Genomic DNA, 22230 nt, shown 5'->3' with positions numbered 1-22230 from the left:
AGAGGTTTTGCAGTGAATATGAACAGATCTATAGCTTTTGTCATTCACAATCTTGTTTTATATGAAACGATTAAGCCTTTAATTGAGGAATGTGAAAAAAAGCAGATCGTTTGTGATATTTATGTCCCTCACATTGAAGAAGATGATTGGGGAGACATGTCCTTAGATACCTATCATTATTTGAAGAACAACGGTATAAAGGTGACACTAACAAGCGCTGTGCCTGACAAAACATATAAAATAGCCTTCTATCCTTATCTACCCTATTATTTGGAAGTTAAATCTGATTATAAGTTTAGATATCAGTATGGAATGGCTAAACCAAACTGGAATTTAGATACATGGAGTCGGAATTTTGATTTCATCTTTTGTAATGGGCTATATGATTCCTCGGTTCTGGCAGCCTACACTCAGACTGAAATCGTAGGTATGATTAAATACGCTAAATTTCAACGGATGAAGCGTGAAACAGATAAATATAATTTGCTTTATTTGCCTACGTATGGGAATGAGTCGTCTATTGAGCTTGTTATGAACCATATTGAAGAGATTTCAGGTACCTTTAATGTGAAGGTGAAATTGCATCATGGCACTTCCTTTTTGGAGCATGATCGGGTTAATCTAGTTAAATCTCATGTTCCTGAAGTACTTGATCACAAAGCTTCTCTTGTTAATTTAATAGAGGAAGCAGATGTAATATTGTCAGACGGCTCTGGGGCTATATTTGATGCGCTGTTTACGGACACTCCGATTGTAATATTCCAGCATCCCCAAACGGAATCGTTCGAGGGAATTTTGCCTTTGGAAGAACAAATAGTTCAGCAAAATATTGTTCCTTTTGTGAGCGATAACGGCAATATTAAGCAAACTTTACTTAATGCAATCTTAGATGAACAACTAATACAACAAAGAAGGAAATTTACTTTAGAGATGTTTCCGGTCAAAGGAAGAGAGACGATAGATAAGTGTATGGATGTAATTGATAGATTTTTAAAAGATGACGTAGACCATGCTTATAGAGCAGGGCATGCACGTCTAACAAATGAATTTAATGCATTACAAACTCATAACCAAAATCAAAGCCAAGAAATAGAACAGCAAAAACAACAAATAGCTGAGCATACGGATCAGATTGACACATTGATTCAAACGCGTAACCATCAGGAGAATGTAATAAACAGTATGTCAGCAGATTTTAAAGCTCTGTCTGAAGAGAAAGATGAATTAGAACAACAACACGCTCAACTCACACAGGATTATAATGATGAAAAAAACAACTTAGATATTTTAAATCATCAATATAGACAATTATTTGGTCAATATAATGAACTGAACACCCAGTTCAGTGAGTTGCAAGAATATAATGGAAGACTATCCACAGAGCTTCATAATATTTATAACTCTAAAAGGTGGAAAATGGCGAATAAACTTAAACATATCTTACACAAGTCCAAAATGATATATGTTCTTAAGGGATATAGAGTATGGAAAAACTATGGCACTACGATCTTACTGAAAAAGATTAAATCTAAAGTGTCGCATAAGCTTAAACGGACCAACGCAGGGAATCAGCCTGTTGATCTACGCAAAGATGAAGGAAATTACAATCAGTTATTAACTTGGTACGAGTATAAATTTTATAATTATAAAGTAGCTAAAGACAATTCATTTTCTCTGGCGCTTAATAAGTTCGAGGTTGAATTTGAGAAAGATCTGATATCAATCGTTCTTCCTGTATATAACGGTGAGGATTATGTATCAAAAGCTATTGATAGTATTTTGCAGCAATCTTATAAGTATTTTGAGCTCATCATTATTAACGATGGTTCAAAAGATAAAACGGCAGAAATTATTGATGCATATGCGAAAGCAGATCATCGTATTAGAGTCGTCCATCAGGAAAATCGCAAAATACCAAGAACATTATCCAGAGGTTTTAAACTAGCTAAGGGTGAGTATCATACCTGGACCAGTGCAGATAACATTCTTCCTGAACATTTCTTGGAGAAGATGGTCACTGACCTTAAACGTGATGAAAATATTGGCATGGTTTATGCGAATATGAGGTTAATTGACTCTGACGGTCAAGTGATTTCCAACCATGGTTGGTATGAAGAGCCACAGTTCAGTGGCAATGTTATGCTGCCTAAGTCTGCATTAGAGCTAAATGTATATCCTAACAATACGATTGGTGCGGCCTTTATGTATAGGGCCAAGGTAACTCACTTATTAGGTGACTATTCTAGCTATAAGCATACCCTTGAAGATTATGATTACTGGATGAGAGTAAACTCTTTATTTGAGCTCAAACATGTGACGTTCGATGAGCCTATATATGATTATCGCTGGCATGACAAATCATTGACTGCTTCAGATCAAGAACTCGGCATCACATCCAACAGATATAAACTCATGGTACTCGATGATTTTAGAAGAGATTTTTATCTGACCCCTTTAGTTTGGATCATTGAGGGAGACGCTGCTGAAGTTAGTGATTTTAAGAAATATGTTCTGGCTAAGGGCCATACCGTGGTTGGAAGAGATGAACTAAATACGATTATTGGCCTTAATTTGGCAACGCCTGTTTGCTATTTATATATCAAAACAGGTGAAGTCCATAATTTCGAATTTATGAATTCTAATGCTTCATCGTCTATGTATGCACTGCTTATAGATAAATCAGAGCATACCACAGATACATTCGTAGCTGATTATCCTTGGGATCTGAAAATAAAGGATAAAATGAACGGTGAGATGGATAGCAACTATGACTTTTTTGCACAGGATACGGAAGTTCTGTTCTCTCTTATAAATACGAAAATTAAAAACGATCACTTATATCGCATTGAGGCGGTAATTGAAAGTGAACCCGTCTATAAAAAGGAACTATCTGTTATTATTTGCACTTACCAGCGGAGTGAGAAACTATCCAATGCGATTAAATCTGTCATAGAGCAGTCGTTGGATAAAGCGAGCTATGAAATTATTGTTGTCAATAATGATTATCAGAATGATGAGATTCATCATTTGGTTCGTGAGTTCAGAGCAACCTATAATATTGATGAGTCCTTCCTACGGTACATGGAAGCTCCGTTAAAAGGTCTCTCCTTTGCGCGTAATGTTGGTTTATTTGGAGCAGAGGGGGAAATCATACTCTATATTGATGACGATGCTATCGCAAACTCCAACTTGCTTGAAGAGACCGTCAGAGGCTTCTCAGAACGGCCTGATATCGGAGTTATGGGTGGGAATATCATACTCAATTTATATGAGGAACGGCCTGAAGTGGTTAAACCAGGTACTGAAGCGTACTGGAGTCAGCTTATAGTGGATGGCGAAGAAATTATCGATTCTAATTTTCAGTGGGAGTTCCCTTATGGAGCCAACTTTGCGGTTAGACATGCTGCACTAATGCGAATTGGGGGCTTTAGAAGCGCTTATGGGCGTAAAGGAAACAATTACGCTGGAGGTGAAGAAATTGTTGTATCCTTTGCTATGAGAGAAATTGGTTATAAGGTTGGACTTAATCCGAAGATGAAAGTCATTCATGATGTGGATTCCTCCCGATATACGGTGGAGCATGTTAGAAAAACAATGCGAAATAGTATTTTAACTAATTACCAATTGCAAAAGGATCTGTATGCGCCAATGGAATCCGATATTGAGGCGGATAAGAATCACCTTGAAATTGTTAAAGCTGAATTAGATCATTTGCAAAAGACTCCAGCTAAAAATCGAGATGTTGAAATTGATATCTTGTATAAACAGTACACAATTGAAGCGTATGAAGAGCTAATACAAATGAAGGAAAATGATATGAACTCACGAAGACAGTTGGCAGGAGCGTATAGATAATTAATAAAACTTTAAAGGCGCCTCTTTTATAAAAATAAGGGGCGCCTTTATTAGTATGGAGCGGTTAAATTGAACATTTTATATTTCTCTCCGATCTATTGGGATGATTTAAAACAACGTCCGCAACATTTGGCTGAAGAGCTCGCCAAGCTGCCGGGGGTTCACATCACCTTTGTAGAACCTTCCATTAGCATACTCAATAGTATTGCAAGGCAGAACTCAGATTATAAACAAAGGAAACAAACCATTAATGATAGTCTTCAAATATTCAGGCCTTCGGGCAGTCTGAGGCTACCTAGAAGCTTTGAAAGCTTAGATATATTTCATTTAAATCAATGGTTTGAGAAAAGACAATTGAAAGATTTAGTTTCCAGTGCGGATATCATTTGGTTGGGGAGTCCCGTTTTTTATCCTCTTATTAATCAAGATAAGAAGAAGATTGTGTTTGATCGCATGGACGACTATGTATTTCTAACTAATAATGTATTGATGAAGAAGTTACTCAAAAAGTGGGAACTTGAATTACTTGCCAAGGCGGATCTTGTTATTTCTACAAGTAACCATCTGCATAAGCATTCTCAAACATTGAATAGACAATCTTATTTGGTGAAAAATGCTGTAGATACAGCTATACTGAATATAAATGTACCTAGCTTGGTTGTAAGTGAATTAAAACGGTTAAAGCACGAAGGCTACTATATTTTTGGATATGTAGGAGCGATTGATCACTGGTTTGATGTGGAAGCGGTTAAGACTATCACAGAATTTGATGAGAAGTTTGTTGTATGTATGGTAGGGAGAAATAACCTGGCCTATAATTTTGAGCAGCATAATGGGATCAAATACTATGATCCAGTTCCCAAATCGGAAATTGGTGCAATTATTGACGCTTTTGATGTCTGTTTATACCCTTTTTTGAGGAATTCAGATAGAATTGACACGATTAATCCAGTTAAAGTTTATGAGTATTTGAGCCTAAATAAAGTGACTTTAGCCATACAGAGTGAAGAAACAAAGCTATTAGATCAGAGAGGGCTCTATCTATATCGCAGTTTAGAAGAAATAAGGGAGTATTTGGCGAGTATAGACACCCTGGCACGGCCCTTTTATGATCAGGAGCAACTAGAACACTTCATAGTCCACAACAATTGGGAAGCTCGTGCAAAAACCATTATGGAGCTGTTATAGAAGAGCTTCAATAGGAGGAAATTAGATATGAAGGGAATTATATTAGCTGGAGGGACTGGGTCTAGATTATACCCACTTACTAAAGTCACAAACAAACATTTGCTACCAATTGGTAAATTTCCGATGATTTATTACTCTATTGACAAGCTTAAAAAGGCGAACATAAACGATATTTTGATCGTTACTGGAAAGGAACATATGGGAGATGTAGTTAATCTCTTAGGAAGTGGAGTCGACCTTGGAGTTACACTGACTTACAAAGTACAAGATGAAGCTGGGGGGATTGCACAGGCTTTGCTTTTAGCTGAGCACTTTGTTGGTAATGACAAGATGGTTGTAATTTTGGGGGATAACGTTTTTAAAGATGATATATCATCGTTTGTCGAAAAATTCAAGCTTCAAGAATCGGGAGCGAAGTTGCTACTTCATAAAGTTCCTGATGCTAATCGCTATGGAGTACCAGAATTACAAGGTGATAACATTGTAAATATTGAAGAAAAGCCTAAGAACCCTAAAAGTGATTATGCAGTAACGGGCATTTATATGTTTAACCATTCAGTGTTTGGTATTATCAAGACTTTGACCCCTTCAGCAAGAGGAGAATATGAAATCACTGATGTTAATAACGCTTATATTCAACGAAACCAACTTACATTTGATATTTTAGAAAATTGGTGGACTGATGCAGGAACACATGCTTCATTGATGCTGGCTAACAAATTAGTGAGTGAAATGGATTATGAACTGTTTTCTTAGGATGCGCGGGGTTAAAAATCAATAATGACATAACGAAAGTGAGACTGTATAAATGCAAATTGTGCATGCTCCAGCTAGAATAAAGTGGGTAGATGTATTAAAAGGACTGGCAATTATTTTTTTAGTCTTCTCACATTTAGTGCCCCATGGTTTTAAAGGGAACGAGTCGATGGATAAAAGCTTTATAATAGGGTATTTTTATTCCTTTCATATGCCTCTTTTCTTTTTTGCTTCTGGGTTTACTTCTAATTTTCAGAAGTATAAGTTTAGTAGCTTTCTGTGGTCTAAAATCAAAACAATTCTTTTACCGTATACGACTCTTTATATATGTTCCTTATTGTACTTTGGTTGGATGCATTGGATGGGAATTGTCGGAACACTTGATCCAATGGTTGTTATTGAAACCTTTTTATATGCAGATGGGAATCACTTGGGTATTCTTAATATGTCTCTATGGTTCCTACCTTGTCTTTTCTTGGCCCAAATTATTTCGTACTTAGTTTTGAAGATTTCCTCAAAGAAAAGTTATATGTATGTATTTTGGATATTGCTCACCATTCTAGGGGCATTTTTAAGTAAACTTGACACACATGCACTTCCCTGGTCATTTGGTACGTCCATTAATGCAGCATCCTTAATTATTTGTGGTTATTTATTTAAATTGAATGAACAATTTTTTATCGACAAAATCAAAATTAATAAACCATACTTTGCTTACGCTGGTGGCTTCCTCGGTCTTTTGTTATTTCTAATCAATGATAAACCAGGCATGTCAGGGAATTACTATGGACATCATTACATTTTATTTTATCTATCAGTACTATGTAGTCTAATGTTCTATATATACTTGTCCAAGAAAATTGAGTCATCTAGCTTACTGTCCTATTTCGGTAAAAATTCTCTAATTATATTTGGTCTGCATGGATTAATACTTAGCTTCTGGGAGAATGTGAATTTTTACGAGATGTTTTCTGTTAAAACAAATATGTATTTAGATGGAATTTCATTTGTTGTCATTTCTACCTTACTTGTCTTCTTAAGTTGTGTTCTCTTTATTGAATTATTTAATAGGTTTTTACCCTTCCTGATTGGCAAAAAATTTAGTTTTGGTAATTCTAAAATAACTACAATTCCTAATAAAAATGTTTAATGATTAACTAAAAAAAGCCCCCGATTTATTCGAGGGCTTTTTTATATGCGTCGGACATCTGGATTGGATTAGAAAAGATCGGGATTATCAGGATATATTTCTTTAAATTGTGAACGTATAAGATCAATTTTTTCTTTTGAGATGGATGATGTCTTTTTCAATACGATAGCTTTTACGTTATTATCAAGGGTGTAGCTTTTTAAAGGTTTAAAGTTATTTTTAAGAGATCCGTTCATGACCTCTTCTGCGAGTATACCTATAACTTTTTGACCACTTTCACCTAAATGGTATTGCGTAGGTATTGCAATCACGACATAATCGGATTCAAAAAACGACACTGGGAAGCCATCTCTTAAATCAACATGATGGGTCAAATTCATAAACGGAAGAGCGTTGCTATTGTCAGGCATTTCGATCTGTCTGAGTATATCATCATTAAGGATTCCAGAGCTCGATAGGACATATATTTTATGCTGTTCTGATGAAATTTCCTTAAGATCAGCCGTCAATTGCTTCAACACAGGTATATCTGTTCTTACTCTAGGTGTTTGTTTAAAGTCACTGAATAAAGAAGAGAAATAGGTAACCGGCCGTGCATTTGTATTTGTAAAGGTTACTAAGAAATTACAGAGCACTAAATAAGCCAGAATAACTAAGCCAATACTTTTTGCATATTTTATCTTGGATAAATAGTTTAGTATAAGAATAACGCCACTAATAAAAAGAATTAACACGTTCACTGTAAGCAGATAATAATGCTGAGATGCTAAGCTTTGGATTCTTGTAAATAGAAAGTACGTAATGAATAAGTTCGTAAGTAAAAAGATTGATATATACCTTGTTTTACTCATAAATAGCAAGCCTACGAAACCAACAAGAGCTATGATAAAAATAAAGGCCCCATAATGATAAAATAAATTTTGCAAGTTACTTAAGACGTCACCAAAATAATAAGCAGAGTAGGCGTTCTTAAAATTATTGGTCAGAGCTCTTTGAATAAATTCATTGAAGAATATGATAAGAAATAATGCGCTTGAAGCTCCTATAATGAAAAAATTCAAAATAACCTGTAAAAGCTGCTTAAAGCGAAACTCTTTTTCTAAGATCCATTTGAATATAAAAGCGATACCGATTGACCCAAAAAAAGATACAATCCAAAATCCATACCATCTTCTTGTGAATGTAAGCAATACCAGGCAAGCAGCTAAAAGTAAAATCGCTTTTACATTTAAGCGTTCAAAATCATTATTAAATAAAATAACTAAGGACAAGCAGATAAAAATAAGTCCTATAGAATCCAGGTATCCACCTAACATAGGAGCTATCATAATTGGGAAAGTAAATGTAAGTACAAAGATGATAAGAACGTTCAATTTTGTGTTTAGCTGGATTTGATCAGCAATCTTGATACATAATAAGAACAGTATCAAACAAGAAGGATACAAGAAACAGGTATAGATTGCTAACACATAGCTCATGTAGCTTGTACCTAAGAACTTTAAGGGTAGAGCAAGAAAGACTGTTGGGAACACGGAATAATCGTCTCTTAAAATACTTGCATAGATTTGTTTAGATGCTGCTATAAAATCTGTACTTAAAAGATTATTAAATTGTATGGAAGTATTCCAATAGGCCGAAAAGTCCCAATAATAAATAAAATGTTCCCTTTGGAGGAAAGCGTAAATGAATATAATCCCAACGAGATAGCCGCCAAAAGCTAGGTATTGCACCATTATTTCTTTCTTTGCATATGTTAAGATACCACTGATGTGTAAAATGTATGTAGCACCTATGACAAACGACTGAGCGATATTTAGGCTAAATAATATGGAAATATAGTAAGAATCAACTTTAAGCAATATGAAAATCGGGATAAGTAGCCACATCAAAATCAAATAGGACCAAACAAAATTTTTATTAACTCTCGATAAATTCAAAAGCATATTCCCTCCCAAAATAGTGTGCTTATTAATTTTATAGTAATCATAAATGAAAGTATATACAGAAGATGTTGGAGGTTTCGTGAATGATAACAAAGGAAGTACTTGCAGGTGCAAAAATCATTGAACCCGTGGTCCATGGTGATCACCGTGGTTTTTTTATGGAAAGCTACAATGAGCAAATTATGAAGCAGCATGGAATCAATCATGTTTTTATTCAGGATAATCAGTCCTTATCGGCAGAAGCTGGCGTGATCCGAGGGTTGCATTACCAGCTTAATCCCAAGGCCCAGACCAAACTCATTCGAGTGCTCTCTGGAGCTATCTATGATGTTATTGTGGATATTCGCAAAAGTTCTCCAACATTCGGTCAATGGGTTGGGGTAATCTTAAGCGAGCACAATAGACGTCAGCTACTGGTGCCTAAAGGGTTTGCTCATGGGTTCTGTACGCTTGTTCCAAATACTCAAGTGTTGTATAAGGTAGACGAGTATTACTCCCCCGAAAATGATCGGGGAATTCTGTGGAATGACCCTGCGCTGGGGATTGATTGGCCAACTTCTCAGGCTATTCTTTCAGAGAAGGATCAGAGGCATCCAACATTAAGTGATGCAGACATTAACTTTGACTAGAGTGATAATAGGCGACTGTTTTGTCGTTCTGTTTCAAAAGCCTATGTGATTTGTATTAATGCACGTTTAGGAGGTATTTATGAAACTTCTTGTCACCGGCGGTGCCGGATTTATTGGCAGTAACTTTGTATTGTATATGTTAAAGCAGCATCCAGACTATGAAATTGTGAATGTGGATGCACTCACTTATGCAGGCAACTTGGAGAATTTGAAATCGATCGAAGACCATCCCAAGCATACCTTTGTCAAAGCGGATATTACTGATGCACAAGTGATGGATCAGCTGATGCAACAGGGAATTGATGTGGTGGTGAATTTTGCGGCAGAGTCGCATGTGGATCGAAGTATTTTGGAGCCGGAAGTGTTTGTAAAAACAAACGTATTGGGCACACAGGTATTATTGGATGCCGCCAAAAAATATAATGTGGCCAAATTTGTACAGGTGTCAACAGATGAAGTATATGGTTCACTGGGTGAAACCGGATTGTTCACAGAGGACACTCCGTTGCAGCCTAATAGTCCCTATTCTGCCTCCAAGGCAGGCGGTGATCTGTTAGTTCGTGCATATCATGAAACCTTCGGTTTGCCGGTAAATATCACACGTTGCTCTAATAACTACGGTCCCTACCAATTTCCAGAAAAACTGATTCCGTTAATGATCTCACGTGCATTGAGCGATCAACAGCTTCCTGTATACGGGGATGGCTTGAACATTCGCGACTGGTTGTATGTGGAGGATCACTGCAGCGCAATTGATCTGGTCATTCATCAGGGCAAGCTGGGTGAAGTGTATAATATTGGGGGGAATAACGAGCGGACGAATGTGCACATCGTCAAAACGGTACTGGAGGAGCTGGGCAAGCCAGAATCTCTAATCTCGTATGTACAGGATCGTCCGGGCCATGACCGCCGTTACGGTATTGATCCAACTAAAACCATGAACGAGCTGGGCTGGAAGCCCAAACACTCTTTTGAGACTGGCATTAAAGAAACGATTCGCTGGTACTTGGACAATGAGGAATGGTGGGCCCGCATTCAATCCGGTGAATATCAGCAATATTATGCCAAGCAGTATGGTTCCCGCTTAGGGGATGTGTAAAATGAGAATATTGGTTACTGGAGCATCCGGTCAACTTGGCAAGGATGTGGTAAAGGTCTTCCAAGAGCAGGGACATAATGTCCTGGGTTACGACCGGGAACAGCTGGATATTACAGATTTGGACCAAGCGATGAAAATAGTAGGTCAATATCAGCCTGAAGCTGTAATCCACTGTGCAGCGTATACAGCGGTGGATGCGGCGGAGACTGATGTGGATACAGCTTATCAAGTAAATGCAGCTGGAACGCGTAATATGGCGCTGGCTACGGAAAAGGTTGGAGCCAAGCTGGTTTATATCAGCACAGATTATGTGTTCGATGGAACAGCCGAGCAGCCCTATCACGAATATGATAATACGAATCCGCAGAGTATCTATGGAAAGTCCAAACGTGCGGGAGAAATATTAACCGAGACGCTTTCCTCTAAGTATTTTATTGTTCGTACGTCTTGGGTATATGGATTGCACGGGAACAATTTTGTCAAAACGATGCTGAAGCTTGGACAGGAGAAGCCGCTCCTCCAGGTGGTGAATGATCAGAAAGGGTCACCTACCTATACGGTGGATTTGGCACGTTTTTTGGCGGAATTGATTAAAACGGAGAAGTATGGCGTATATCATGCATCCAATAGCGGTTCCTGTACCTGGTACGAGTTCACACAAGCTATTTTGCAGGATGCCACAGAGCTATCTGCTGTAAAGATCACTGCAAAATTAGAGCCATGCAGCACAGAGCAGTTTCCCAGACCCGCGGCGCGGCCACGTAATTCCGTGATGGAGCATATTGCGATCCGGACCAACGGATTTCACGATTTACAGGATTGGCGCAAGGGATTGCGTGACTTTTTGCAGGAGTATTTTAATGAATCTGAATAATTAAAACCTTATCATAGCTATCAACAATCTCCCATCATTTCACGATTGGGAGATTTTATTATATTTAAGACTATGTTGATTAAGGACGAAGAGCATTATAATGTATAGGCAGGTGGGGACATCCATGTCCTGTAGCCCATATTATCAAAGAAGGAGGGCATTACTCTGAACAGACCTAACATACAAGTATTATTGTCTACATATAATGGAGCAACTTACTTAGACGAGCAGATAGAAAGTCTCATCAACCAAAAAGACGTAGAAGTACAGATTCTAATCCGCGACGACGGATCGACAGATGATACAGTATCCAAGTTGATTACAGTGGCACAGCGTTATCCTGAACAGATTAGATTATGCCTCAAAAGTAATGTAGGCGTTATTGCGAGCTTTTTTGATCTGATCCAAAGATCGTCTGATACATTCGACTATTACGCTTTTTGTGATCAGGATGATGTGTGGATGCCGAACAAGCTTGCTCGGGCTGTAGCTCAGCTCAGGGAGAGGGACGAGAGCCGGCCGCTGATGTACTGTTCTGCTACCCAAATGGTTTCTCAAAACTTGGAGCCTCTCAAGGTATGGCCAGCTGATATTCCCAGACCTTTATCCTTATATAATGCTCTCATCGAGAATGTGTGTGTAGGTTGCACCATGGTGTTCAATAAACAAACACTCCAGCTCGTGAAAAAGAAAATGCCGGATACTTTGGAGAACATTATCATGCATGACTGGTGGATTTACCTATGCACAGCCTCTTTTGGCGAAGTCGTTTTTGATCCTGAGCCGTCCATTTGGTATCGGCAGCATCAAAACAATGTGCTTGGAGGTTCAACGGATGGCTGGATCAGCAAGTGGAGAAAAAGACTAAGTAGATTTGTGGAAGGGAAAAATCGCTATATTTTAAGTAGGCAAGCTCGGCAATTTCTTCAACTATATGGACAAGACATCGCCTCACCATTGTATAAAGACGCGGATCGATTCCTAGATAGCTACCAAAAGAGTGTGCTTTCCCGTATAAAATACATTGGGCAGTCTCCATTTTATAGGCAGTCACGGTTGGACAACTGGATTTATAAGTTAGTCTTTATACTGGGGAAATTATAGAAGATGGGAAGAAAAATACTGAAACTTTTTTCCATTTAGGAGCGTCAAATAATCAAAGGTGCAAATGAATGCTAGATAAAAACCCATCGAATGCATGTTCCTTTTTGGAAATATATAGTATAATTGAAACGTGCAACCGATAGAGCTGGCAAGGGCGGTCGGCTAACTCTCCCGAGGAGGGGGGTGAAGCCTGTGACAGTGTTTGAGGCGCTCAGTTTAATGCTGACGTTCGGGGCGTTAATCGTCACACTGTTAGAGTTTAGCAAACGAAAATAGACCGCCCCCGCAAGGAAGGGTCTATTTTCGGCCTGATTGTTCCAAAACCGTCCGCTCTTGGAGCGTTGGTTGCGCGGGGCTGGCTGGCACCAGCCCTTTTTCCATGTATATCTTACCACGATGAAATTTAGACCTCAACCGAGGATTTTACAAAAATCCAATAATCGACTTCCAATGAACAATATATAGATTCAGATGGTTTCGTTTGTCTATATTTGCACTTTGGAGCGACTAGAATCGAATTTTGTGAAATTCCACTAACTATGCAAGGTTACAAGTTATGTGCATTTTTGCGCCCCGTGGCGTACGGGGTATGCTATAATAGGCGATAGTAGAATAGATTACTGAATTTGTCAGGAGCGTTTTAAATATGGATGTAAGCATACTGGTCGTCAACTATAATACGTGTCGATTGACGCTGGATTGTTTGCAGTCAGTGTATGCGTCAGAGACGCAGTATCGGTATGAAGTGATTGTCATTGATAATCACTCCAGTGACGGGTCTGTTGAGGCTATTCGTGCTGCATACCCAGAGATTACATTGATAGCTAATCAGGATAATACAGGCTTCGCCAAGGCGAACAATCAGGGCATGGAAGTAGCTAGTGGGCGTTATGTATTGCTATTGAACTCCGATACGTTGGTGCAGCCGGATACGCTGGATACAATGATTCAGTTTATGGATACGCACCCGGAGATGGGGGCATCGGGCTGTAAGGTCATCCTGCCAGATGGCTCACTAGACAAGGCTTGTAAGCGAGGGTTTCCAACGCCGTCTGCGTCTTTTTACTATGCTTTCGGTTGGTCGAAGCGTTACCCGGATAACCCAAAGTACAACCAATATCAGCTTGGGCATCTAAGCCCGGATGATGAGTATCCTGTAGATGTACTGGTAGGGGCTTTTATGCTGGTGCGTCGGGAGACGATTGACCAGGTTGGCGGATTGGACGAAACCTTTTTTATGTATGGTGAGGATATAGACTGGTGTTACCGGATTAAACAAGCGGGTTGGGGCATTTACTACTACCCACGCACATATATTATTCATATCAAAGGAGGCAGCGCTCGCCGTCGTCCTTTGAAAATTATTTATGAGTTTCATAGAGCTATGTGGGTATTTCATCGTAAGCATTATAAGCAGCAGTACAGCTGGTTCACCAACATGGCTGTATATGCGGGAATTACGGTGAAGTTTGGAATGGCTTTTCTTAAAAATAAGTTGTCTGCACCGGTTAAGCCGGACAGCGGGGAACAATCTCGTACTGAGGTGAAAGCATGATACGCAGAAATCAGCGTTTTTTAACCCAATTATATATTGTGGCGGATTTCGCGGTCATTCAGTTATCCTTTCTGATCGCTTGGTTTTTCAAATTTGAAAGTGAATGGATTACTTATAAAGAGCCGCTTCCTATTCAAGTATATGGAGGATGGAGCTTAATTTATGGTCTCATTGCCGTAGTGCTGGGGATGTTATTTTCACTCTATTCACCAAAACGAAAAAAACGGTTTGCAGATGATGTATTTCGCGTTACCCAGATTCACATTGTTGGCCTGTTTGTGCTGTTGAGTGTGATGTTCTTCGTAAAGCAAATCGACATCTCTCGGTCCTACCTGGCGATCTATATGGTTGGTAATGTACTGATTATTTTGTTTTATCGATATTTTTTGAAGCAAGTTCTTAAAGTCCTCCGTCAAAAAGGATACAATAAGCAATTCATGCTCATTCTTGGAGCAGGTTCTTTGGGCCAACGATTTTATCATAATCTTGAACAGTACCCTGATTTAGGCTATGAAGTGGTGGGATTTCTGGATGATAAACGGCATTGGAGTGAAGAGGAAGAAGCTCATTTTCGCCCAATTCTTGGAGGGTTAGACCAGTTGGAGGCAACGCTGTCGCGCCTGATGATTGATGAAGTCATTCTGGCGTTGCCGCTGGATGCCCATGATAAGTACCCCAAGATTATCAACATGTGTGAAAAGGCTGGAGTACGTACGCTTATTATTCCCGACTTCTTTGATTATTTGCCTGCACGGCCTTACTTTGATAACTTTGCAGGTATGCCGATGATCAATGTGCGGGATATCCCACTGGATGTAGCAGGGAATCGTTTGTTTAAGCGCCTGTTCGATATTTTATTTTCTTTATTTGCGATTATTCTAACCTCTCCGATTATGCTGGCCGTGGCGATTGGTGTGAAGGCCACGTCGAGAGGCCCCGTTATTTTTAAGCAGGAGCGGGTAGGCTTGAACCGTCGCACCTTCCGGATGTACAAATTTCGCTCCATGAAGGTACTGCCGCCAGGAACTGAAGATACGGGCTGGACGACTGCTAATGACCCAAGGCGCACGCGTTTTGGTACTTTTATTCGAAAAACGAGTCTCGACGAGCTGCCACAGTTTTTCAACGTACTGTTGGGTGATATGAGTGTCGTTGGTCCACGTCCGGAACGGCCCTATTATGTGGATCAGTTCCGTGAGGAAATTCCCAAATACATGGTGAAGCATCATGTTCGTCCCGGGATTACAGGCTGGGCACAGAGTAACGGTTTGCGTGGAGATACATCTATTGAGGAACGAATTAAGCATGACATTTTCTATATTGAGAACTGGTCGCTCTTATTCGATATTAAAATTATTTTCCGTACGATTCGCAATGGTTTCAAAAACGCATATTAATCCGCGTCACCCTTCGGCTTAGTCGGAGGGTGTTTTTGTGTCTATATAGCTGATTTTTTAATTCAGTTGATATAGAACTGTTTTGAGTAGGTGTATGTAGGGTATTGTCCTGTACGAAAAGGATGTGACACCCTATGAAACGATGGATTGCTGCGATTATTCTTTTAATGTTATGTGGCACATTTTTACTGGCTTACAAAGGACAATCTACAGAAGAACATACTGGCTTTACCACACACCGTGTGATTTCGCATGCCATGGGGGCCGTTGATGGTTTGGCCTATACCAATGCGCGTGAAGCGTTTGTGGAAAATTATAAAAAAGGCAGCCGTGTATTCGAGGTCGACCTGATGTTTACTTCGGATGGACATTTGGTGGCGCGCCATGAATGGACAGAATCGTTTACAAAACAAATGCAACAGGAATACGCTGTTGCTACAGAGCAGGGCGGAAAGCCTTGGAGCTATCATCAATTTAAAAACACTCCCATACACGGTTCCTATACTCCGATAGATTGGAAGGATGTATTGGATTTATTGGAAAACTACCCGGATGCCTATATTGTGACCGATACGAAAGAGCAGGACCCTGCTCGAATCAAGCAGTTGTTTGCGCAACTGACCCGTCAGACCCAAGAGAAAAATCCCGAACTTTTGTCTCGTATTGTCCCTCAAATTTATAATGAAGAAATGCTGCAAACGTTGCGGAGTATCTATCCTTATACATCCATTATTTATACGCTCTATGCTACAGAAGATACGGATGACCAGATCATTCAATTTGTCCAACAATATGATATAACGGCAGTGACTTTACCAGAAAATCGCGTAAGTGGTGCCTTAGTGGAAAGTTTGCGTCAGGCGGGGGCGGTGTGCTACGTAAATACGATTAACGAGTTGCAGGATGCTACGGAGTACGAACAGATGGGTGTAAGAGGTTTCTATACAGATGTTTTAACGGAAAAAGAACTTAGTAGACGCAGTTGGTTGTATGCGCTAAAACCATGAGCTGTCTGAACTCGGTGTTCCCATTTGATACGAACATTGACACCTTTTAAGCACTGTCATAGACTTAGCATAGAACGCTTTTGGATATTGGAATTCGGCTCGTCTGGATGATGACAAAAGCAATGGATGCTGGAGGAATGTGTGTTGGCAGATTCAATTCAATCATGGAGGCATGTATTTAAGCTTGATCCTGACAAGGAACTGAATGATGAGGTGCTGGATGCTGTGTGCATGTCAGGTACGGACGCCATTATGGTGGGAGGTTCTTCGGGCGTAACCTATGAAAATACGGTGGATTTGCTGTCACGGGTTCGGCGTTATGAGGTGCCGTGTGTGCTTGAGGTATCCGATCTGGAAGCTGTGGTGCCGGGGTTTGATCTATATATGATTCCCATGGTGCTGAATACCGCTGACAGTAATTGGATTACGGGGCAGCACCAACGTGCGATTGAGCAATTTGGTTATATGATTCCGTGGGATTTACTTGTGACGGAAGGATATATTGTTTTGAACGGTGATTCTACCGTCGCTAAGCTTACCAGTGCGGATACTTTGCTGAGTGCCTCTGCTGCCGCCTCATATGCACAGATTGCTGACAAGCTTATGCATCTGCCGATCATATATGTGGAATACAGCGGTGTCTTTGGAGATATGGAGCTGGTGCAAAAAATACATCGTGCTACAGAGCGATCTCGTGTCCTATACGGAGGAGGGATCGTGGATAAATCTACCGCGTTACAAGCAGCAGCTGTTTGTGACACCATTGTAGTAGGAAACATTATTTATCGTGACTTGGCGAAAGCACTGGAGACGGTAGTTGTGAAGGATAGAACGTGAATTTTATGAAAGTTTAGGGAAAGGAGCATGCACGCATGCAATCAATAGATATACACGAGGCGGTAGCTCGCCTTAATCAGCCTCAGCGGCAGGCCGTGGAGGCGGTAGATGGTCCGTTGCTGATTATGGCTGGCGCGGGCAGTGGTAAGACACGGGTGCTTACGCACCGAATAGCTTACCTCATCGCAACCCGCAAAACGGCCCCATGGGGGATTTTGGCGATTACCTTTACGAACAAGGCTGCGCGTGAAATGCAGGATCGCGTATCCAAGCTGATTGGCCCGCAGGGGAAAGATGTGTGGGTATCCACCTTTCACTCCATGTGTGTGCGTATTTTACGCCGCGATATCGAGCGAATCGGATTTACCTCCAATTTCAGCATCTTGGATTCTACGGATCAATTGTCTGTCATTCGGAGCTGTATGAAGGACCTGAATATAGATACCAAAAAGTTTGAACCCAAAGCGGTTCAGTCTATGATGAGTACGGCTAAAAATGAACTGGTCACACCCGAAATGTATGAGCGCAAGATTGGCGATTATTTTGAAGGAATTGTGGCGAAGGTATATACCAAGTACCAACAACGGCTCAGAAACAACAACTCTCTTGATTTTGATGATTTGATCATGGCAACGATTCAGCTCTTTAAAGAAGTACCTGAGGTACTTGATTTCTATCAGAAGAAATTTCAATACATTCATGTTGATGAATATCAGGATACGAACCGTGCGCAGTACATGCTGTGCAAAATGCTGGCCGACAAGCATCATCGGCTATGTGTTGTAGGTGATAGCGACCAATCCATCTATCGGTGGCGGGGTGCGGATATTAGCAACATTTTGAACTTTGAAGAGGATTACCCGGAAGCACGCACGATTTTGCTGGAGCAGAACTATCGCTCAACTTCAAATATTCTTAATGCAGCTAACGAAGTCATTGGCCAAAACACAGGCCGCAAGCCAAAAAAACTATGGACCGACAAAGAAGGCGGCGCCAAGATTAAGGTTTATCGTGCTGACTCCGAACATGACGAAGGCTATTTTATCGCCTCAGAAATTCATAAGAATATTAAGGCGGGCAAAACCTATAGCCATCATGCCATTTTGTACCGTACGAATGCCCAGTCTCGGGTGGTCGAGGAAATTTTGATCAAATCGGATATTCCTTACCAAATCGTGGGCGGAATCAAGTTCTATGATCGTAAAGAGATTAAGGATTTGCTGGCGTATCTTCGCCTACTGTCCAATCCTGACGACGATATCAGCCTGATCCGAATCATTAATGTACCCAAACGAAGCATCGGCGACACAACGGTTGGCAAATTACAGGCAGCCGCGGCGGAACGTGGGGTTTCGATTTTCCGTGTGCTTCAAGTGGTTGATGATTTGGGCTTTGCTGGACGCACGCGCAATGCGCTTGTAGAGTTTTACGATATGATTGAAGGTTTAAGTCGGATGGTGGATTACCTGTCAGTTACTGAGTTGACCGAAAAAATGCTGGAAACCACCCAATATCGATTGGAATTGCAAAACGAAAATACACTTGAGTCACGCTCGCGTTTGGAGAATATTGATGAGTTTCTGTCAGTAACTATGGAATTTGAAAAAGGGACCGAAGACAAATCGCTCGTCTCCTTCCTGACTGATCTTGCTCTCATTGCCGATATTGATTCCATGAATGACGATGAAGAGGAGCAGAGTGATGCGGTTGTATTAATGACCATGCATAGCGCCAAAGGACTGGAGTTTCCTATCGTATTTATCGTTGGTATGGAGGAAGGGGTATTCCCTCACAGCAGGGCCTTTTTGGATAATGAAGAGCTGGAGGAAGAGCGTAGATTGGCGTATGTCGGGATTACCCGTGCTGAGGAGCAGTTGTTCCTCACATGCGCTCAGATGCGCACTCTGTTTGGACGTACCACAGCTAACCCGCCTTCCCGCTTTCTCGAAGAGATTCCGGATGAGTTAAAAGAGGATACGGTCATCAAGCGCGACCGCTACCGTCGTTCAGGCAATGTAGGCGGTTCTTATGGTGGTCGCGGACTGGGTAAAGGCGGCGGCAGCAACTTTGGCGGAGAGCGCTCGTTCGATACGATGAGTCGTAGTGGTTCGTCTGCTTCCGCGTCGCCTCGCGTCACAGTAACCACTTCTTCACCGGCAAAACCAACTACGACTGCTTCGACAGGAGGTTCATCCATTTTTGCTGCTGGAGATAAGGTGCAGCATGGCAAATGGGGAATTGGAACTATTGTAGCTGTAAAAGGTACAGGCAATGATATGGAACTTCAAATTGCTTTCCCGGCTCCTGTAGGAGTTAAACGACTGTTGGCTGGCTTTGCGCCGATTACAAAAGTAGAATAAACCTAAAAAGTCATTAAATCTCGAACCTCATAGGGCAGCTTGGCTAGGCCTCTGCTCTAATGAAGTTCCCGGAGGGATACGCCTGCATGAACCCAATGCACAGGATGGAGCAGCTTGTTGCTGATCTGAACACATGTAACTATCACTACTATACATTGGATGAGCCCCAAATCAGCGACAGGGAATATGATGTGCTTTATGACGAACTGGTAGCGCTTGAGCAGACAAGCGGTCTTGTGCTGCCGGATTCGCCAACACAACGTGTGGGCGGGGAGATCCTCAAGGGTTTCACACCGCATCGCCATCTCGCCCCATTATGGAGCCTTGATAAAGCTCAGAATATGGAGCAACTGCGTGCATGGAATGCGCGTGTCGTGAAGCTGATCAATGATTATAATACCAAGAACCCGGAGCAGCCATTGCCGTCTCCAGGCTATGCAATAGAATTAAAATTTGATGGACTGACACTAAACCTGACGTATACGGATGGACAGCTGGTGCAGGCTTCCACCCGCGGTAATGGTGTAGTAGGTGAGGGGATACTGGCACAGGTCAAGACGATTAAATCCGTCCCACTTAAAATTCCTTTTCAAAATGGAACTATTGAGGTGCAGGGAGAAGGGATCATGAATCTCTCTGTACTGTCTAAATATAATGAGACTGCTACGGATCCTCTTAAAAATGCACGGAACGCCGCGGCTGGGGCTTTGCGTAACCTGAATCCCAAAGTAACAGCAGAACGGCGATTGAATGCTTTTTTCTACAATGTGGGTTATGCGGACCGTATTCAGTTTAACAGTCATCAGGAGATGATGGCCTTCCTGCGTGAAAATCATTTCAAGGTAAACCCATACCTGACTTACTTTGATAATTTTGATGATGTGATGGATCAGCTGATTGAGATTGAAGAATCCCGTGCTGGATTGGATTATCTTATTGATGGGGCAGTATTGAAAATTACAGATATGCGCATACGTGAGGTTCTCGGATATACCGATAAATTCCCACGCTGGGCGGTGGCCTATAAGTTCGAAGCAGAGGAAACGACTACAGTGCTTAACTCGGTCGAGTGGAATGTAGGAAGAACCGGGAAGATCACTCCACTGGCTAGGGTAGAACCGGTAGAGCTGGCGGGAGTCACTGTGCAAAATTGTACGCTGAACAATGCTGGCGATATCGAGCGTAAAAACCTGAAGTTTGCTTTGGGGACACGTGTGTTTATTCGTCGCTCGAACGATGTTATTCCAGAGATTTTGGGAAAAGTTACATCTGAGAATGACGGGGAGGAAATTGTTGTTCCAGATCATTGTCCAGCCTGTGGGTTTCCGCTGCAGCAGCGAGGCGCCCATTTATTTTGTGACAATAAGCTAGGTTGTAAGCCACAAATTGTGGCCCGCATTTCCCATTTTGCTTCACGTGATGCTATGGACATTGAGACGTTCAGTGACAAAACAGCCATCCAATTGCATGATGAACTGGGAGTTCGTGAACCTGCGGATCTGTATACACTGCAATATGATGATCTTGTGAAGCTGGAGCGCTTTGGTGAGAAAAAGGCCAATAACCTCTTGGCGGCACTTGAAAAGAGTAAGGAGAGTGACCTGGCTTCTTTCCTTTATGCACTTGGCATACCGAATACCGGCAAAGCGACGACACGCATGTTGGCTGAGCACTATCGTGATTTGCACAAGACGATGTCCGCTACGGTGGATGAATTGATAGAACTGCCGGATGTAGGTGGGATTGTAGCTGAAAGCATTGTTGCATTCTTTGCCGATCCATTTACTCAAGCAGGGATTGAAAAGATGCTGTCCCTAGGGGTGAAAGCTCAGGCTCCCGAAGCTCCACAGGCGAAAAAGACCGACAGCTTTTTCAGTGGCAAAACGGTTGTGCTTACAGGTACCTTGCATCAGCTTACGCGTGATGAAGCTGCATCGAGGCTGGAGGCGCTGGGAGCCAAAGTTGCCGGATCTGTATCGAAGAAGACGGATCTAGTCATAGCTGGTGAAAAGGCTGGGAGCAAGCTGGCCAAGGCACAACAGCTAGGAATCGACACCATAGAAGATGAGGATGAATTCATCAGACTGTTAGAACAAGAATAATAGTTTGTGCAATGAGGGCAGCCATTCCGTTCCAGAGCGGAGTGGCTGCCTTATTATCTGTTATGTAGTAACGAACAATAATATAAAAAAGTGCTTGCTAAATAACTTTAGGCGTGATATATTATTAGACGTTGCTTTGAGAATGACATTTCTTGAAGCGAGGTTGCAGAAGAGATGATCAAAAAAAGATTTGACAAGAAAGCAACTAACATGATATGATCTAATTCCTGGCTTGTTAAACAAAACGAAGTCAGACAAGTTCTTTGAAAACTGAACAAATGGATGATGAAATAAAGATTACTTCTTTTATAAAGAAGAATCGCTAGCATTAAAAATGAGCTAATCGCTCTTTCTATAAACCAGCTTCGGTTGGT

Annotated in this window: 17 protein-coding genes; 15 read left to right on the top strand and 2 right to left on the bottom strand. The window is 41.1% G+C overall.

The genetic code is table 11. The features are described from left to right. Window positions 1–18 precede the first annotated feature (18 nt). The 4 genes from ABEW32_RS00085 to ABEW32_RS00070 all read left to right on the top strand — a co-directional run bounded on the left by ABEW32_RS00085 (window position 19) and on the right by ABEW32_RS00070 (window position 6949). The gene (locus tag ABEW32_RS00085; protein WP_430183556.1) at window positions 19–3855 is read left to right on the top strand and encodes a glycosyltransferase; all 3837 of its coding nucleotides are present in this window, start codon (window positions 19–21) and stop codon (window positions 3853–3855) included. A 69-nt stretch (window positions 3856–3924) separates the two neighbouring features. Further along, the gene (locus ABEW32_RS00080; RefSeq protein WP_430183554.1) at window positions 3925–5043 is read left to right on the top strand and encodes a glycosyltransferase family protein; all 1119 of its coding nucleotides are present in this window, start codon (window positions 3925–3927) and stop codon (window positions 5041–5043) included. Between the two features lie 27 nt (window positions 5044–5070). Then, the gene (locus ABEW32_RS00075; RefSeq protein ID WP_430183552.1) at window positions 5071–5799 is read left to right on the top strand and encodes a sugar phosphate nucleotidyltransferase; all 729 of its coding nucleotides are present in this window, start codon (window positions 5071–5073) and stop codon (window positions 5797–5799) included. A gap of 52 nt (window positions 5800–5851) precedes the next feature. Further along, the gene (locus tag ABEW32_RS00070; protein ID WP_430183550.1) at window positions 5852–6949 is read left to right on the top strand and encodes an acyltransferase family protein; all 1098 of its coding nucleotides are present in this window, start codon (window positions 5852–5854) and stop codon (window positions 6947–6949) included. Between the two features lie 68 nt (window positions 6950–7017). Here ABEW32_RS00070 and ABEW32_RS00065 read toward each other — a convergent pair whose 3' ends face one another. After that, window positions 7018–8892 carry a hypothetical protein gene (locus ABEW32_RS00065; protein WP_430183548.1) on the bottom strand — a complete coding sequence of 625 codons (1875 nt, stop codon included), beginning with the start codon at window positions 8890–8892 and terminating at the stop codon, window positions 7018–7020. An 83-nt stretch (window positions 8893–8975) separates the two neighbouring features. Between ABEW32_RS00065 and rfbC the strand changes: the two genes are divergently transcribed. From rfbC to ligA, 11 genes are all read left to right on the top strand, one after another. Next, window positions 8976–9521 (top strand): dTDP-4-dehydrorhamnose 3,5-epimerase, encoded by a 546-nt coding sequence (rfbC, locus tag ABEW32_RS00060; protein ID WP_430183546.1) that lies wholly within the window; start codon window positions 8976–8978, stop codon window positions 9519–9521. 79 nt (window positions 9522–9600) lie between these two features. Next, on the top strand, window positions 9601–10620 hold the full coding sequence (gene rfbB, locus ABEW32_RS00055) for a dTDP-glucose 4,6-dehydratase (RefSeq protein ID WP_430183544.1): 1020 nt from the start codon (window positions 9601–9603) through the stop codon (window positions 10618–10620). Between the two features lies 1 nt (window position 10621). Then, entirely contained in the window at window positions 10622–11494 is an 873-nt protein-coding gene (gene rfbD / locus ABEW32_RS00050) for a dTDP-4-dehydrorhamnose reductase (protein ID WP_430183542.1), read from the top strand. 192 nt (window positions 11495–11686) lie between these two features. After that, window positions 11687–12598 (top strand): glycosyltransferase family 2 protein, encoded by a 912-nt coding sequence (locus tag ABEW32_RS00045; RefSeq protein ID WP_430183540.1) that lies wholly within the window; start codon window positions 11687–11689, stop codon window positions 12596–12598. Between the two features lie 183 nt (window positions 12599–12781). Beyond that, window positions 12782–12874 (top strand): putative holin-like toxin, encoded by a 93-nt coding sequence (locus tag ABEW32_RS00040; RefSeq protein WP_377570451.1) that lies wholly within the window; start codon window positions 12782–12784, stop codon window positions 12872–12874. 370 nt (window positions 12875–13244) lie between these two features. Continuing rightward, window positions 13245–14153, top strand: a complete 909-nt coding sequence (locus ABEW32_RS00035) for a glycosyltransferase family 2 protein (RefSeq protein WP_430183537.1) — start codon at window positions 13245–13247, stop codon at window positions 14151–14153. Continuing rightward, complete coding sequence (locus ABEW32_RS00030) at window positions 14150–15550, top strand: undecaprenyl-phosphate glucose phosphotransferase (protein ID WP_430183535.1); 1401 nt, start codon at window positions 14150–14152, stop codon at window positions 15548–15550. The genes ABEW32_RS00035 and ABEW32_RS00030 overlap by 4 nt, the downstream gene beginning before the upstream one ends. A 134-nt stretch (window positions 15551–15684) precedes the next feature. Then, window positions 15685–16557 carry a phosphatidylinositol-specific phospholipase C/glycerophosphodiester phosphodiesterase family protein gene (locus tag ABEW32_RS00025; RefSeq protein ID WP_430183533.1) on the top strand — a complete coding sequence of 291 codons (873 nt, stop codon included), beginning with the start codon at window positions 15685–15687 and terminating at the stop codon, window positions 16555–16557. 144 nt (window positions 16558–16701) lie between these two features. Beyond that, entirely contained in the window at window positions 16702–17394 is a 693-nt protein-coding gene (pcrB, locus tag ABEW32_RS00020; RefSeq protein WP_488168813.1) for a heptaprenylglyceryl phosphate synthase, read from the top strand. A 35-nt stretch (window positions 17395–17429) separates the two neighbouring features. After that, on the top strand, window positions 17430–19754 hold the full coding sequence (gene pcrA, locus ABEW32_RS00015; RefSeq protein ID WP_430183529.1) for a DNA helicase PcrA: 2325 nt from the start codon (window positions 17430–17432) through the stop codon (window positions 19752–19754). A gap of 86 nt (window positions 19755–19840) precedes the next feature. After that, a complete protein-coding gene (ligA, locus tag ABEW32_RS00010; protein ID WP_430183527.1) occupies window positions 19841–21856 on the top strand; it encodes an NAD-dependent DNA ligase LigA in 2016 nt (671 codons plus the stop codon). 107 nt (window positions 21857–21963) lie between these two features. On the opposite strand, the gene ABEW32_RS00005 is transcribed toward ligA, so the two are convergent. Continuing rightward, the coding region (locus tag ABEW32_RS00005) for a hypothetical protein (RefSeq protein WP_430183525.1) at window positions 21964–22230 on the bottom strand (267 nt) is incomplete at its 5' end.

The organism is Paenibacillus jamilae, assembly GCF_050482105.1.
GTDB lineage: Bacteria > Bacillota > Bacilli > Paenibacillales > Paenibacillaceae > Paenibacillus > Paenibacillus jamilae_B.
The sequence above is the reverse complement of the archived record's forward strand: the minus strand, read 5'-3'. Positions and strand labels throughout refer to the sequence as shown.

What these genes read in the sequence shown, in the direction of transcription:
- ABEW32_RS00075 (WP_430183552.1), top strand. Translation starts at nt 5,071, where the DNA reads ATGAAGGGAATTATATTAGCTGGAGGGACTGGGTCTAGATTATACCCA.
- ligA (WP_430183527.1), top strand. Translation starts at nt 19,841, where the DNA reads ATGAACCCAATGCACAGGATGGAGCAGCTTGTTGCTGATCTGAACACA.
- pcrA (WP_430183529.1), top strand. Translation starts at nt 17,430, where the DNA reads ATGCAATCAATAGATATACACGAGGCGGTAGCTCGCCTTAATCAGCCT.
- rfbB (WP_430183544.1), top strand. Translation starts at nt 9,601, where the DNA reads ATGAAACTTCTTGTCACCGGCGGTGCCGGATTTATTGGCAGTAACTTT.
- ABEW32_RS00065 (WP_430183548.1), bottom strand. Translation starts at nt 8,892, where the DNA reads ATGCTTTTGAATTTATCGAGAGTTAATAAAAATTTTGTTTGGTCCTAT.
- rfbC (WP_430183546.1), top strand. Translation starts at nt 8,976, where the DNA reads ATGATAACAAAGGAAGTACTTGCAGGTGCAAAAATCATTGAACCCGTG.
- ABEW32_RS00035 (WP_430183537.1), top strand. Translation starts at nt 13,245, where the DNA reads ATGGATGTAAGCATACTGGTCGTCAACTATAATACGTGTCGATTGACG.
- ABEW32_RS00070 (WP_430183550.1), top strand. Translation starts at nt 5,852, where the DNA reads ATGCAAATTGTGCATGCTCCAGCTAGAATAAAGTGGGTAGATGTATTA.
- ABEW32_RS00025 (WP_430183533.1), top strand. Translation starts at nt 15,685, where the DNA reads ATGAAACGATGGATTGCTGCGATTATTCTTTTAATGTTATGTGGCACA.
- ABEW32_RS00085 (WP_430183556.1), top strand. Translation starts at nt 19, where the DNA reads ATGAACAGATCTATAGCTTTTGTCATTCACAATCTTGTTTTATATGAA.
- ABEW32_RS00030 (WP_430183535.1), top strand. Translation starts at nt 14,150, where the DNA reads ATGATACGCAGAAATCAGCGTTTTTTAACCCAATTATATATTGTGGCG.
- rfbD (WP_430183542.1), top strand. Translation starts at nt 10,622, where the DNA reads ATGAGAATATTGGTTACTGGAGCATCCGGTCAACTTGGCAAGGATGTG.